This is a genomic window from Psychrobacillus sp. L3 (genome assembly GCF_042945595.1).
GTDB lineage: Bacteria > Bacillota > Bacilli > Bacillales_A > Planococcaceae > Psychrobacillus.
This window is the reverse complement of sequence record NZ_CP168493.1, coordinates 2254860-2268310: the sequence shown is the minus strand read 5'-3', so window position 1 is coordinate 2268310 and position 13451 is coordinate 2254860. Positions and strand designations below refer to the sequence as shown.

Below are 13451 nucleotides of genomic sequence, written 5' to 3'. Positions count from 1 at the left end.
ATAGTAATGTCATTTATAATGATACACCATATACAGTATGGTGTATTTTATTTTTTTAATTAAAAGGGAGGCAATATGATGGTATTAGCATCTCAGAATAAAAATGCAACCATTAACATTGAACAGTTAAATAAAGACATCGAACAATTTCCACAAGTACATCCAATTTCAGAAACTATGAATTTGACACACAAAGGTGTATCCAGATTAGTGATGATTGACCGTTATTCATTCAAGGACACGGAAAAGAAAACGCTAAAAATAGGAGATTTTGTCGTTCTTACTGTAAAAGCTGATCCGAAATTCCCTGCACGTGGGTTAGGTTATATCGTTTCGATTGATGAAGCAACAAAAACTGCAGAGGTATTGATTGAAGAAGACTATCGAAGTGCGATTGATGATAGTGATGAGCTTGAAACTGGGATTGTAAAACGATCAATCAATGTTATTGAGAAACCGTTAGAAGTATTTTATGAACAAATTGCAAAACGTAATGCAACCGGGCTTTCTTCTGTAGAAAAGACGGAAGAAAAGCGTGCTGAGTGGTTCCAGAAATTCTATGAACAGCTTGTTTCGTTGAAATTTATTCCTGCTGGACGAGTATTATACGGAGCGGGCACTGGAACAGATGTAACTTATTTCAACTGTTACGTAATGCCATTCGTAGCTGATTCTCGTGAAGGAATTAGTGATCATCGTAAGCAAGTAATGGAAATCATGAGTCGAGGTGGTGGCGTTGGGACAAATGGTTCAACTCTACGTCCACGTAACACACTTGCTCGTGGAGTTAACGGAAAATCTTCTGGATCTGTTTCATGGCTAGACGATATAGCTAAACTGACTCATCTTGTAGAACAGGGTGGATCAAGACGTGGAGCACAAATGATTATGCTAGCCGATTGGCATCCGGATATTGCGGAATTTATTATTTCGAAAATGCAAAATCCACGAATTCTACGTTTCTTAATCGAAAATACAAACGATGAAACGATTAGACAATTAGCGAAGGACAAGCTTAAATTTAATCCATTAACCTTTCAGGAAGAAGCGATGTACCAAGGAATTATTAACTACAAAGCGATTCCTGGATTTGGTGGTTTCAGTGATGGAATTATTCGTGATGCAGAAACGAAACTGCGTGATGGTGGTACATTTACAGTTCACAACTCTGAGTTTTTATCAGGAGCAAACATCTCTGTCACACTTACAGATGACTTCATGAAGGCAGTGGAGGAAGATTCAGACTTCGAACTTCGTTTCCCTGCAATTGAATCCTATACTCCAGAGCAAATGGCTTATTATAATAAGCATTGGCATGAAGTTGGAGATGTTCGTGAATGGGAGCAAATGGGTTACGCAGTTCGAACGTACAGAACAGTAAAAGCGAAAGAACTTTGGAATTTGATCAATGTCTGCGCTACCTACTCAGCAGAACCTGGGATTTTCTTCATCGATAATGCAAATGAAAAAACAAATGCGAAAGCATATGGCCAAAAAGTAGTCGCTACGAATCCTTGCGGGGAGCAGCCACTTGCACCTTATTCGGTATGTAACTTAGCTGCTGTTAACTTAGCTAAATTTGCAAATAAAGAAACGAAAACTGTGAACTTTGAAGCGTTAAAAGAAACGGTAAGTGTTGGAGTGCGCATGCAAGACAACGTAATTGATGCAACACCTTATTTCTTAGAAGAAAATAAAGTACAAGCATTAGGTGAAAGACGTGTAGGTCTTGGTGTGATGGGTCTTGCAGATCTTCTAATTTATTGTGAAAAAGAGTATGGATCGGAAGAAGGAAATATTTTAGTTGATGAGGTCTTTAAAACGATCGCATTAGCTGCATATGAAACATCAGCAGAGCTTGCGAAAGAACGAGGAAGCTTCCCCTTCTTAACAGCTGATTCAGAGGAAGAAACGAATCGTTTACGAAAAGCTTTTACAGAAACAGGCTTTATGCAATCCATGCCGGAAGAGATTAGAAATTCTATCCTGGAAAATGGAATTCGCAACTCTCATCTACTAACGGTTGCTCCTACGGGTTCTACTGGAACAATGGTAGGAGTGTCTACTGGACTTGAGCCATACTATTCATTTACTTATTACCGAAGTGGACGTTTAGGGAAATTCATCGAAGTAAAGGCAGATATTGTTCAAGAATATCTAATCTCAAATGCGGAAGCTGAAGAAGAAAGTCTTCCTAACTGGTTTGTTACTGCAATGGAGCTTTCTCCAGATGCGCATGCGGATGTTCAATGTATTATTCAACGCTGGATTGATAGTTCTATTTCGAAAACTGTAAACGCGCCTCGTGGGTACACAGTCGAACAAGTAGAGGGTGTTTATGAACGATTGTATCGTGGAGGTGCAAAAGGCGGTACGGTATATGTTGATGGAAGCCGCGATTCGCAAGTACTGACACTAAAAGCGGAAGAAAATACACAAGATGATCAAAGACATGAAGAAAAGATATTCGAAAAGCGACCGATTGTTTTAATTGATACAATTCAAGATTTACGTTCAACAAACGTAACTATTGGATCAGAAGTGGGAAATACTTGTCCGGTATGTCGCAAAGGTACAGTGGAAGAAATGGGCGGATGTAACACATGTACAAATTGTAACGCGCAATTAAAATGCGGATTATAATATAATCTATCAAACACACATTGAATGTTGATTATTCAATGTGTGTTTTTTGAATGTGGATAACTTATATTTATTTTGTTTAATTATCTTCCTTTTGTATCAAACTGTTAGAAAAAGGAGAAGTGAAGATGAAATTTAATGGTTTATCTGTTAGTACTAGTTTTGTAGCAGCATTGATTTGTATGTTTTTTTTGAAAATAATGGAATTTTTTCATTTTATCAAATGGAACCCTATTGGTTATGCAGACAAATTAGAAGTATTGAGTAAGAGTAAAGATTATTGGAAATGGATTATTTTATTTATAGGACTCTGGTGTTTTTGTATTGTTCTTTATTATATTAGTTTAATCTTCATAAAAATTCCTGTATCGATTAGTAGCTTAGCGCTAGGGATTATTTTGGCAATAGCTTTAGAATGGCTTTTCTTGGACAAAATTTCAGTTTCCAAAACAATCAAACATTTATCGATTCCATTTATATGTATCGTCGTTATGCTATTACGATTTTTAATGGAATCCGCCATTTTTCATATGCAGGATAATCCGCTGAGTAAATGAAAATTTACCCCAACTGTTTCCTATGATAAAATAAAAGTAGATTTGAATAAGAAAACGAGATGGGGTATAACAATGAAACTTGAAAAATTACGTGCAGCTTTAGAAGAACATGGGGTAGATGCTTTACTCATAACGAATGGATATAGCAGAAGATATATGACAGACTTTACCGGTACAGCAGGTGTAGCAATTGTTTCAAAAAATGATGCAGTATTTATTACAGATTTTCGTTATACAGAACAAGCTGCTAGTCAAATAAAAGACTATCGCATCGTACTACACACGAAATTATTAAGCGAAGAAATTGCCATTCAAGTAAAAGAAATGGGCATTAAATCACTTGGATTTGAAAAAGATGATGTTACTTTTAGTGGCTATGAAGTGTATAAACAAGCAATTCAAGCAGATTTAGTTCCTCTTTCTGGTTTAGTAGAAAAAATTCGCTTGATTAAGACAGAGGAAGAGATTAGTATTATAAAGGCAGCTTGTCGCATTGCAGATCAAGCTTTTGAACATATAGTTACATACATAAAACCAGGAATGACAGAGTTAGATGTGTCAAATGAGCTTGAGTTTTTCATGCGAAAACTTGGTGCTTCTTCTTCCTCTTTTGATACAATCGTTGCTTCTGGTGTAAGATCAGCACTTCCACATGGTGTTGCTACAAGCAAAGTTATTGAAGATGGTGACTTTGTGACACTTGACTTTGGAGCACTTTATAATGGATATATTTCGGATACAACTCGAACAATAGCAGTAGGTGAACCGAGTGATAAGTTAAAAGAAATATATCAAGTAGTTTTAGATTCTCAATTACTTGCTTTAGAGAAGATAAAGCCTGGAATGACGGGTAAAGAAGCAGATGCAATTGCTCGTGACTATATTGCTTCGAAAGGATATGGTGAAGCATTTGGTCATTCTTTAGGTCATGGTATTGGTCTTGAAGTACATGAAGGTCCAGGATTATCTTTCCGTTCTGATATTACACTAGAACCAGGGATGATTATTACAATTGAGCCAGGGATATACTTGCCGAATATCGGTGGAGTTCGTATAGAAGACGATGCGATTGTAACAGAAAATGGTCTTGAAAAGTTGACGCATTCGACAAAAGAATTACTAATTTTATCTTAAATTTTGGAGGAATAACAATGATTTCTGTAAATGATTTTAAAACAGGTTTAACTATAGTAGTAGATGGTGTACTTTATCGCGTGCTAGATTTTCAACACGTAAAACCAGGTAAAGGTGCAGCTTTTGTGCGATCAAAACTAAGAAACTTACGCAACGGATCCGTAAACGAAAAAACATTCCGTGCCGGAGAAAAAGTAGAAAAAGCACAAATTGATAATAAAAAAATGCAATATCTATATGCAAGCGGAGATCAACATGTATTCATGGATACAGAATCTTACGAGCAAATTGAATTAGGTGAGAAACAAATCGAGCATGAATTAAAATTCTTACGTGAAAACATGGAAATTCATATTATTCAATATCAAGGTGAAATACTTGGCGTAGAGTTACCTAAAACAGTTACTTTGGAAGTTACAGAAACAGAACCAGGTATTAAAGGTGATACTTCAGGTGGTGGTTCTAAAACTGCAACAGTTGAAACTGGTCTTGTTGTAACTGTCCCACTTTTCATCAATGTTGGAGATAAACTAATAATCAACACAGATGAGGGTTCATACGTTTCAAGAGGTTAATCAATCTGCAAATAGTTATATAAGGTAGTGCCTAGCGGACGAACATTCGCAACAGTATTACCCAAAATAAAGGATCAGGTAGTGACGTAGTCACTTCCTGATCCTTTTGCTTTCATGTGATTATAGTGTAGTCATTAGGTGCGTATAACACCAGTTTAAGGGGACATCCATTCGGTAGGTGTATATTTAAAGAAAATAGATAGCTTCCTTTAATAAAGAAGCGCTGAGCGGACGAAATTGCATCTTCGTGCGCTTTTAAAAGAATAGGAAAGGATTTAATCTCTCATTAACCAAACCTAATGCACCAAGTCACTACATATTTCAAGAGAGCGACGGACAAACATCCGCCACAAGATCCTCCATAAAATTCTTCGTTAATAGTGTAGCCTATGTTTCGTCCAAAGCACTCTTGAATTGGTGATGACCAGTTGCATTTAAAGGACGATTTCGTTTTTCTTAAAAGATAAGAAAGTATATGGATTATCAACCTGCGAAACCATTGTTCATAGTACTTTAAAGAATTAAAGAATACCGCGGATTTCCGTTTCAGGTGGACGCGCTCCGCGGGGTGAGCGATGAGCCATCACCGCCGCATTCGCGTCGTTTGCGATGGCACACCTGTCTCACTCATCCCGCTGGAGTCGCCACCTTTCACTACAATCCATTAAGTGAGTAGTTCCTAATAAGAAAGTATATGAAATTTATATACTAGAAATCCAGTATTCACAAAGACCTGAAGTGATTTTAATGGTGTCTTCCTTAAGCAGGATTTCCTATATGTTTTTACTTTTATCGTACACAGTATACATGAATCAGCGGGTAGATGATTAGAATTGGTGGGCCTGAAAAAAATAGGTAGTATTCATTGATAAAGAAGCGCTGAGCGGACGAAATTGCATCTTCGTCCGCTTTTAAAAGAATAGGAAAGTATCTAATCTCTCATTAACCAAACCTTACGCACCTTGTCTCTACAAATTTCAAGAAGGCGACGGACAAACATCCGCCACAAGATTATCGAAAAAAAGTGGATGGAGAAGTGACGCAGTCACTTCTCAATCCACAGAAATTCCTGCGGTAATAGTGTAGCAAATGTTTCGTCCAAAGCACTCTAGAAATAGAGAAGACAAGGTGCATTTAAAGGACGATTTCGTTTTTCTTAAATACAAAGCGTACATAAAATTGGATTACGGAAAATCCAGTGTTCTTTGTATTTTTAGTAGCACTGGATTATCAAGTAACGCATTTTAAGATGTACCTGCAAAGTGAACATAGTAAGTAAAAAAATGTCCGTTACAAAGGGTACACTATATTTGCAGGGCTTTTTTTCATATTTGTGGACGGACTTTCATATGTTGTTTGTATGGAAGGGGGAGGCATTGTGGAACTTCACGATGTACTTCGAGTGGCTGGTATAGGATTATTAATTGCTATACTTCATTTGTTTTTTGAGTCAACAGGGAAAAAGGAATTCGCTTTTTTTTTATTTTTTGTCGGTTATATTTATATGACAATTGAGTTATTACGATTATTAAAGGTTTTCTTCTATGAAATTTCTACATTTCTAGAATGGCTTATTATGACGAGCTGACAAATGATTGTATATATTACGATCATCATCGCATTTTGTTTATTGCAATTAGTGAAAGCAATTTATCCACGACTACACTCTGTTGTTTATACTATCTATATTTTTTTATTCTTATCTTATATTTTGATGACTTTTATCATTCCTTATACTACTCAATTCATTTCCGTCATCCCAACAGCCCTTCTACCTGTGTTTAAGTTACTCCTGTTTTCTGTCATTCTACTATTCGTTTCTCAAATAGTGGAGGAACTACTGATTGAGTATGAATATACAAGCCTTGCTACAATTCTTACATTTACAACAAAAGCAATATTAATAATGGTTTGGCTCAGACATATGCAACAATTTTATGCTAAATTCTTTTCCATAATGGGATTACTTTCTTGAAGGAATGAATCATATGAACGAAATGATTAGCACTATACTCCAACCAGCAAAAGAAGTCATTCAAACGTTTACTTTTATTCTTTTTTTTGCTTTTGTATTTCTTTGTTTAGAGTGGTTCATTCCAAAGAGTAAGAGGCTGCTGAAGTTTCTATTTATCTATCTCATTTGCTTTTTTTGCTTAGAGCCAGCGTATCGAACATTAGAACTTATTCAAACCCTTGCAAGCCAATTAGTTACATTGTTTTTAGGGATGTATCCTTTGTTAACAGCGGGAATTGCCATTTCTGGGGGAGCATTATTAGTAACTTTATGGAATCCTGCTGTTCTGTTATTTGCTTCGTTCACTGCTTTTTTAGCGGAGAAAGTTCTCATACCTTCCATTATTGCAGCTTTTATTTTTGATTTAATTAGCAGAGTTCATCCCACTACTTCATTTTCTAAGTTATCGGATTTAATACGAATGACGTTAGTGGGAACTACTTCTATCGTCCTAGTGTTGTACAGTTTTTTTATAACGGTAAATGGTGTAATAACATGGACGGTCGGGGGGGCGGTTAGTGAAACAGTTAAGCGTTTGATTCAAAATAATATACCATTTGTCGGGTCATTATTAACGGAAAGTATAAGTACGATGAAAAGTTATTCTTCTTCCGCTTCGATCATCACAGGGAATGCACTACTTTTTTCTGTATTAATTTTAGTATCTATTCCAACTATCCAAACAATATTAATTGCCTTTTTATATCGATTACTTGGTGCGCTATTAGAACCATTTTTAGACTCTGATATTAGTGGGCTATTGGATGATATAGGGAAAACTCTTTTTGTCTTATCTATCATTTCGGTATTAATCGCATTTGCGTTCTTTTTCACGATAATATTGGCGATGCTTTTTGCGAAACTCTTAGTGAGTGTGAAAGGATAATTGTTATCATCCAAAGAATTTTATATGGAATTTTATTTATTGTCATCATAGGAGAGCTTTTCTCCATTCTATTAGAACAAGTAGATAAAGAGAAAACAGGATTCATCGTAAAAATATCGATAATATTTTGGATTATGTCTAATCTCTTCATATAAATAGTTTTAACAGCATAAAGTATTATATCCATAATGAAAAGAAGGGTGAGTTCTATTTCACTAAAACAAAAACCCACTTTTCGTTTTGTTGTTATAGGAGGAACAGTACTATTCATAAGTCTACTTTTTTCAGGATTTTTCAATATGAATAATGGAAATAAAACGGAGTCTACCCAACAAGCACTTCAAACAACTGGGGACCTATCGTCGGTCCTTGAAAAGATAAGAGGGGTAGGTCGTGTCGCAATATACTTTCATTATTCGAATGGCCCTGAAGAAAAAACGGAGAGCGATGTATCATTTTTCCAATGGACAAGTGACAGCAAAAGGAACAAGGAGGAGCTAATTGGAATATTAGTAGTTGCGGAGGGAGCGAGCGATAAACATATTCAAAACAAACTTTTGACAACAATTTCATCTGTTTTACAAATATCTCCACATCGAATTGTGATTGAAGAAATGGAATTGGAGGATTAATAATATGAATGTAAAAAAGAGATCCATTTGGTTTTTAACATTAATTAGTTTAATAGCTGTAATCACCGTTTTCTATGTTACAGATCGAACATCACCATTTGATGGGTTGCAGTTATTTTCAAATCCAACATTAGATAACGTGGAATTAGTCGAAACTTCTTCTACGAATGAACAATCTTTTGTTTCGAAAAGCAATGTATTTGAAGAAATGAGAATGGAAGTTCAAGATAAACGTAGTAAACTTAATGATAAACTAACAACAAAAGTAGGTAGTAATGACTTTACTGCAGAGGAAAAATATGATGCATACAATCAAATTGAAGAATTAGTGAAAATAGATGGAGCGGAAGGGATGCTAGAGCTTATTATCAAATCTTTAGGATATGACGATGCGCTTGTACGAATCGAAGATAACTCCGTGCTAATAGACGTTGTTTCGAGTGAACAATCTTCCAAAAAAGCGTCGGATATTATTTATGCTGTAAAACGCGAGTGGCCAAAAGCTGATAAAGTAGAAGTGAATTTTGAAAGTCAATAATAAAAAGAGTGCCATTTAGGCGCTTTTTTTTTATTATTTAAGAAGATTTCACACCTATCTATTTCAAATTATCGTAAAAACGTCTAAAATGGGAAAGGTAAGTATTAATTATATATACAAAGGGAGCTAGATCACATGAAAATCCAAGAAATTAGAGAAATTATAAAATTAGTCGATCAATCCACACTAGATGAATTTTTATATGAATCAGAAGGCACTAAAATAAAATTAAAAAAGAACGATAAAAGTTCTGTTACAACAAGTGCAGCGGCATTTGAAAGCACTACCTTAGTAGAACAACCTGTTTTAGTAGAAACTAAGCCAGTGCAAGTAAGCGTATCGAAAGAAGTAATGGAGGAGAAAGTTGAAAAAATAGAGGAAGATAAATCGTTACAAAAAATTACTTCCCCTATGGTCGGCACCTTTTATCAATCTTCATCACCAGAAACACCTGCTTACGTTCAAGTAGGTACGAAAGTGTCAGCGGAGTCCATTGTTTGTATCGTAGAAGCAATGAAATTATTCAATGAAATAGAAGCAGAAGTGAATGGGGAAATTGTAGAGATTCTAGTTAAAGATGGACAATTAGTTGAATACGGACAACCTCTGTTCCTCGTAAAAGGAAACTAAGAAAGGGGCAAGGACGATGAAAAAAGTATTAATTGCCAATCGTGGTGAAATTGCAGTTCGTATCATTCGAGCATGTAAAGAAATGGACATTGAAACGGTTGCTGTATATTCAGAGGCAGATCGAGATGCTTTACATGTTCAAATAGCTGATGAGGCATATTGCATAGGACCAAGATTATCAAAAGACTCTTATTTAAATTTTTCTAATATAATAAGTGTCGCAAAATTAACTGGTTGTGATGGTATACACCCTGGTTACGGATTTTTAGCAGAAAATGCAAGTTTTGCGGAATTATGCGAAGAATGTACGATTGAATTTATTGGACCTTCGTCATCTGCAATTTCTAGCATGGGTACAAAAGATGTTGCGAGAGAAACAATGCGAAAAGCTGGTGTTCCTGTTGTACCTGGTTCCGTGGGAATTATTCCAGATGAAAAAGAAGGACTAAAAATCGCTCGTGAAATTGGTTTCCCTGTTATTATTAAAGCCACTGCTGGTGGTGGAGGGAAAGGAATTCGTGTTGCTAGGGATGAAGAAGAACTAGTAAAAGGAATTCAAATCACGCAAAAAGAAGCTGCTGCAGCTTTTGGAAATCCTGGTGTTTACTTAGAAAAATTTATAGAAGAGTTTAGACATGTGGAAATTCAAGTATTAGCCGACGGACATGGAAATGCTGTACATTTAGGTGAACGTGATTGTTCCATCCAACGTAGAATGCAAAAATTAGTAGAGGAAGCCCCTTCTCCAGCGTTATCAGAAGAGTTGCGAGCGGCGATGGGGGATGCTGCTGTAAAAGCTGCACTTGCTGTTAATTATAAGAGTGCAGGAACAGTAGAATTTATTTTTGACCATATTAATCAAACATTTTATTTCATGGAAATGAACACACGAATTCAAGTAGAGCATCCAGTAACAGAAATGGTTACTGGCATTGATTTGATTCAACAACAATTAAAAATTGCAGCAGGAGAAAAACTTGCCTTTACACAAAAAGATATCAAGATAAAAGGCTGGGCAATTGAATGTCGTATTAATGCAGAAAACCCTGCGAAAAACTTTATGCCTTCACCAGGTAAGATTGACATGTATCTTGCTCCAGGAGGAAATGGTGTGCGTGTTGATTCTGCGATGTATCCAGGGTATAGTATACCCCCATTTTACGATTCAATGGTTGCGAAACTGATTACTTTCGGAGATACGCGCGAAGAAGCGATCTCGAAGATGAAACGTGCTTTAGGAGAATTTGTTATAGACGGTGTAGATACGACTATTTTATTCCATGAAAAGTTAATGAATCATGAAGTATTTAAATCTGGAGATTTTGACACGAAATTTCTAGAAAAATATGATGTAATGAATTCATAAAAGGAGTGAAAAATATGACAGAAACAAATGAACAAAAATTTGTTCAAATGACTCCTGAAGGAAAAGAATACTTAGGTACAATTGAAATTGCTCCAGAAGTAATTACGGTTATTGCCGGTATTGCTACAAACGAAGTAGAAGGTATTGCGGGCACTCGCGGAAATTTTGCGGCTGGGGTTGTAGAACGACTAGGCAAAAAAGTGCATGGTAAAGGAATTAAAACAGAAATAACAAATGATGGATTGTTTATCGATGTTTACTGCCTCGTAAAGTATGGTGCATCTGTACCTACTGTTGCAAAAGAGGTTCAAACCCAAATTCGTCAAGCAATTGAAAATATGACAAGTTTGGTACCAAAAGAGGTAAATGTTCATATAACTGGCGTGCAATTTGAAACAACTACAGAATAAACGAAAGAGTCATCCCTGCGATGGCTCTTTTTCATTGTCTAGCCACCAGCTCCTATTTCCACTCTTGATATTTATTTTATGATTAGAGCTGGTGGACTTGTAGAAAAATAGGTAGCATTCATAGATAAAGAAGTGCTGAGCGGACGAAATTGTATCCTAGTCCGATTTTAAAAGAATAGGAAAGCATCTTATCTCTCATTATTCAATCCAAATGCACCTTGTCTTCACAGAATTCAAGAGGGCAACGGACAAATATCCGCCACAAGATTAACGAAAAAGCTCATGAAGTGACGCAGTCACTTCATGAGCCATAATTCTAAAAGTAATAGTGTAGCTAATGTTTCGTCCAAAGCACTCTGGAAAAGGTGAAGACCAGATGCACTTAAAGGTCGCTATCGTTTTTCTTATGTAACCTTTAACAAAAAATACTCCAATCATGTTCTTCATCTTTTATTTTATAGATTATTATTACTTGTTTTTGCAATAACCTTGTAATAGTCATGGCAGCTCTCTATAATAAGAAGGTCATTAATGTTGATTTCAATTTAAAAAACGCATAGAGAAATAGAGATAGCTCACATAAAAATTACATGTAATAAGTGATGGTATGAAAAAGTAGGAGTTAGACAATTACGTATTGACTTAAACAATTATAGTATAAAGGGTTTCTGAAATAATATGAAAACACTCGAAATTCCTGTATACTATTGATTAGATAGTTACATTTAAAGGAGAACTAAATAATGAAACGAAGATTAGCAAGAGAACTAGCACTACAAGCTCTATTTCAGTTAGACAACCACGAAATTTCTGTTGAGGAAGCAATTGGTCATGTTACAGATGATCATGATGCATTTTTAACAAAACTAGTTAGTGGAGTAGTTGAACATAAAGAACATATTGATGCTTCATTGATAGAGAAGCTAGAAAACTGGTCGCTTTCTCGACTACCAAAAATAGAACGTACAGTACTTCGCATCGCAATATATGAATTATTATTTACAGAAGAAACACCGGCAAAAGTAGTTATTAATGAATCTATAGAAATTTGCAAAATCTTCGGAGATGAGAAATCTAGCCGTTTTGTAAATGGTGTATTATCCAAATATACAACTCAATCATGATCCGTATTTGAAGGAGAGTTAATAGTGACTAATAATATTATTGACGGCAAACAAATAGCAGGGAAAGTTACGGAAAAAGTTCAAAAAAGAGTAGAAGATTTGAAAGCAATAGGTATTACACCAGGACTAGCAGTTGTTTTAGTCGGCAAAAATGCGGCTTCTCAAACATATGTTAACAATAAAACGAAAACATGCGAGAGATTAGGAATGTATTCGGTTCTTATCGAATTAGACGAGAAAGTTTCAGAAGAAGAATTATTAAAACAAGTGGAGCTTTTAAATGATGATGAGAAAATTCATGGTATTTTAGTTCAGTTACCATTACCAAATCAAATAGATGAGGATCGTGTCATTGCTACAATTTCACCTTTAAAAGATGTGGATGGTTTTCATCCTGAAAGTGTTGGGAAAATGATGATTGGACAACCTACATTCCTTCCATGCACACCATTTGGAGTACTAAAATTATTAGAATATAGTAATGTAGATATTTCAGGGAAACATGCGGTGATCATTGGTAGAAGTAATATTGTTGGAAAGCCGATGGGACAACTGTTATTACAAAAAGATGCCACCGTTACGTACTGTCATTCTAAAACAAAAGATTTGCACACATATACAAAACAAGCAGATATCTTAATTGTTGCTATAGGTCGTGCGAAGGCTATTGATGCTAATTATATTAAAGCAGGTGCTGTAGTTATTGATGTTGGGATGAACCGTGATGAAAACAATAAATTATGCGGGGATGTAGATTTTACATCTGTAAAAGAAGTTGCATCGAAAATTACACCAGTTCCAGGCGGAGTAGGCCCGATGACAATAGCGATGCTAATGGAAAATACTTGTTTAGCTGCAGAAAATACATGTAAAAATCAATAAGCTAAAAGCTGTTTTTCTACAGAAGAACAGCTTTTAGCTTGTTACAGTATTGGAGTGACC

Annotated in this window: 14 protein-coding genes; all 14 read left to right on the top strand. The window is 35.6% G+C overall.

Annotated elements, in window-relative coordinates; all coding sequences use genetic code 11:
- Positions 1-78 precede the first annotated feature (78 nt).
- Positions 79-2643 carry a vitamin B12-dependent ribonucleotide reductase gene (locus ACEPXD_RS11185; protein WP_391123185.1) on the top strand — a complete coding sequence of 855 codons (2565 nt, stop codon included), beginning with the start codon at positions 79-81 and terminating at the stop codon, positions 2641-2643.
- 128 nt (positions 2644-2771) lie between these two features.
- On the top strand, positions 2772-3200 hold the full coding sequence (locus ACEPXD_RS11180) for a hypothetical protein (protein WP_391116042.1): 429 nt from the start codon (positions 2772-2774) through the stop codon (positions 3198-3200).
- 72 nt (positions 3201-3272) lie between these two features.
- The gene (locus ACEPXD_RS11175; protein WP_391116041.1) at positions 3273-4334 is read left to right on the top strand and encodes a M24 family metallopeptidase; all 1062 of its coding nucleotides are present in this window, start codon (positions 3273-3275) and stop codon (positions 4332-4334) included.
- 17 nt (positions 4335-4351) lie between these two features.
- The gene (gene efp, locus ACEPXD_RS11170) at positions 4352-4909 is read left to right on the top strand and encodes an elongation factor P (protein WP_391116040.1); all 558 of its coding nucleotides are present in this window, start codon (positions 4352-4354) and stop codon (positions 4907-4909) included.
- A gap of 1378 nt (positions 4910-6287) precedes the next feature.
- Entirely contained in the window at positions 6288-6497 is a 210-nt protein-coding gene (locus ACEPXD_RS11165; RefSeq protein WP_391116039.1) for a SpoIIIAC/SpoIIIAD family protein, read from the top strand.
- 3 nt (positions 6498-6500) lie between these two features.
- Complete coding sequence (locus ACEPXD_RS11160; protein WP_391116038.1) at positions 6501-6884, top strand: hypothetical protein; 384 nt, start codon at positions 6501-6503, stop codon at positions 6882-6884.
- 13 nt (positions 6885-6897) lie between these two features.
- A complete protein-coding gene (locus tag ACEPXD_RS11155) occupies positions 6898-7809 on the top strand; it encodes a stage III sporulation protein AE (protein WP_391116037.1) in 912 nt (303 codons plus the stop codon).
- A gap of 299 nt (positions 7810-8108) precedes the next feature.
- Positions 8109-8441: a hypothetical protein gene (locus ACEPXD_RS11150; protein WP_391116036.1), complete on the top strand. Its 333-nt coding sequence runs from the start codon at positions 8109-8111 to the stop codon at positions 8439-8441.
- A 4-nt stretch (positions 8442-8445) separates the two neighbouring features.
- A complete protein-coding gene (locus ACEPXD_RS11145) occupies positions 8446-8979 on the top strand; it encodes a SpoIIIAH-like family protein (RefSeq protein WP_391116035.1) in 534 nt (177 codons plus the stop codon).
- 135 nt (positions 8980-9114) lie between these two features.
- Positions 9115-9609 carry an acetyl-CoA carboxylase biotin carboxyl carrier protein gene (accB, locus tag ACEPXD_RS11140; protein WP_391116034.1) on the top strand — a complete coding sequence of 165 codons (495 nt, stop codon included), beginning with the start codon at positions 9115-9117 and terminating at the stop codon, positions 9607-9609.
- Positions 9610-9625: 16 nt separating this feature from the next.
- A complete protein-coding gene (gene accC / locus ACEPXD_RS11135; protein WP_391116033.1) occupies positions 9626-10975 on the top strand; it encodes an acetyl-CoA carboxylase biotin carboxylase subunit in 1350 nt (449 codons plus the stop codon).
- 14 nt (positions 10976-10989) lie between these two features.
- Complete coding sequence (locus ACEPXD_RS11130; RefSeq protein ID WP_391116032.1) at positions 10990-11385, top strand: Asp23/Gls24 family envelope stress response protein; 396 nt, start codon at positions 10990-10992, stop codon at positions 11383-11385.
- A gap of 743 nt (positions 11386-12128) precedes the next feature.
- Entirely contained in the window at positions 12129-12509 is a 381-nt protein-coding gene (nusB, locus tag ACEPXD_RS11125; RefSeq protein WP_391116031.1) for a transcription antitermination factor NusB, read from the top strand.
- A 24-nt stretch (positions 12510-12533) separates the two neighbouring features.
- Positions 12534-13391 (top strand): bifunctional methylenetetrahydrofolate dehydrogenase/methenyltetrahydrofolate cyclohydrolase FolD, encoded by an 858-nt coding sequence (folD, locus tag ACEPXD_RS11120; RefSeq protein WP_391116030.1) that lies wholly within the window; start codon positions 12534-12536, stop codon positions 13389-13391.
- Positions 13392-13451: the final 60 nt, after the last annotated feature.